Source organism: Vibrio sp. UCD-FRSSP16_30, from assembly GCF_001676025.1.
In the GTDB taxonomy this organism is placed as follows: domain Bacteria; phylum Pseudomonadota; class Gammaproteobacteria; order Enterobacterales; family Vibrionaceae; genus Vibrio.
Genome location: NZ_LZFW01000054.1, coordinates 1 through 1,085 on the forward strand (window position 1 = coordinate 1; position 1,085 = coordinate 1,085).

At 46.1% G+C, this 1,085-nt stretch carries 7 tRNA genes; all 7 read right to left on the reverse strand.

The window, feature by feature from the left end:
* Positions 1-65: 65 nt before the first annotated feature.
* Positions 66-150: transfer RNA gene (locus A9260_RS13430), tRNA-Leu, on the reverse strand.
* Between the two features lie 69 nt (positions 151-219).
* A tRNA-Met gene (locus tag A9260_RS13435) sits at positions 220-296 on the reverse strand.
* Positions 297-336: 40 nt separating this feature from the next.
* Positions 337-421 (reverse strand) — tRNA-Leu (locus A9260_RS13440).
* A 100-nt stretch (positions 422-521) separates the two neighbouring features.
* Positions 522-596: transfer RNA gene (locus tag A9260_RS13445), tRNA-Gln, on the reverse strand.
* Between the two features lie 34 nt (positions 597-630).
* Positions 631-715: transfer RNA gene (locus tag A9260_RS13450), tRNA-Leu, on the reverse strand.
* A gap of 73 nt (positions 716-788) precedes the next feature.
* Positions 789-863: transfer RNA gene (locus A9260_RS13455), tRNA-Gln, on the reverse strand.
* A 30-nt stretch (positions 864-893) separates the two neighbouring features.
* A tRNA-Leu gene (locus A9260_RS13460) sits at positions 894-978 on the reverse strand.
* Positions 979-1,085: the final 107 nt, after the last annotated feature.

The window sequence follows — 1,085 nt, forward strand, 5'->3', positions numbered from 1 at the left end:
CAAAAGCCAGTGCCTTACCGCTTGGCGATAGCCCAACAGTGATATCATTTAAGATATCTAAATAATGGTGCGGTCGGAGAGACTTGAACTCTCACACCTTGCGGCGCCAGAACCTAAATCTGGTGCGTCTACCAATTCCGCCACGACCGCAGCAAAGCTTTTACTCTAGCGAAGAGTATAGTTAAGAAGACTCATGGTTCGTCTAAATAACATTGTAAGTGGTGGCTACTGCGGGATTTGAACCTGCGACCCCATCATTATGAGTGATGTGCTCTAACCAGCTGAGCTAAGTAGCCACATTATATGATTTAAAAATAACATCTTTAAATCTAAATATGGTGCGGACGGAGAGACTTGAACTCTCACACCTTGCGGCGCCAGAACCTAAATCTGGTGCGTCTACCAATTCCGCCACGTCCGCGTTGCTAATTTAATCTCTTAGCAAGAGTGTAGTTAAAGAGATGATTGGTGAATCTCAATAACGTTGTCTGCTCATAATAAAATGAACATCCACTTAAAAGTGGCTGGGCTACCTGGATTCGAACCAGGGAATGCTGGCATCAAAAGCCAGTGCCTTACCGCTTGGCGATAGCCCAACAGAAAAAGTTCTAAGAACTCTATCTTTAAATATGGTGCGGACGGAGAGACTTGAACTCTCACACCTTGCGGCGCCAGAACCTAAATCTGGTGCGTCTACCAATTCCGCCACGTCCGCGTTGCTGATTTAATCTCTTAGCAAGAGCATAGTCACAGTTGACGATTGGAGAATCAACTGAACGTTGTAATAATGGCTGGGCTACCTGGATTCGAACCAGGGAATGCTGGCATCAAAAGCCAGTGCCTTACCGCTTGGCGATAGCCCAACAGTGATATCATTTAAGATATCTAAATAATGGTGCGGTCGGAGAGACTTGAACTCTCACACCTTGCGGCGCCAGAACCTAAATCTGGTGCGTCTACCAATTCCGCCACGACCGCAGCAAAGCTTTTACTCTAGCGAAGAGTATAGTTAAGAAGACTCATGGTTCGTCTAAATAACATTGTAAGTGGTGGCTACTGCGGGATTTGAACCTGCGACCCCATCA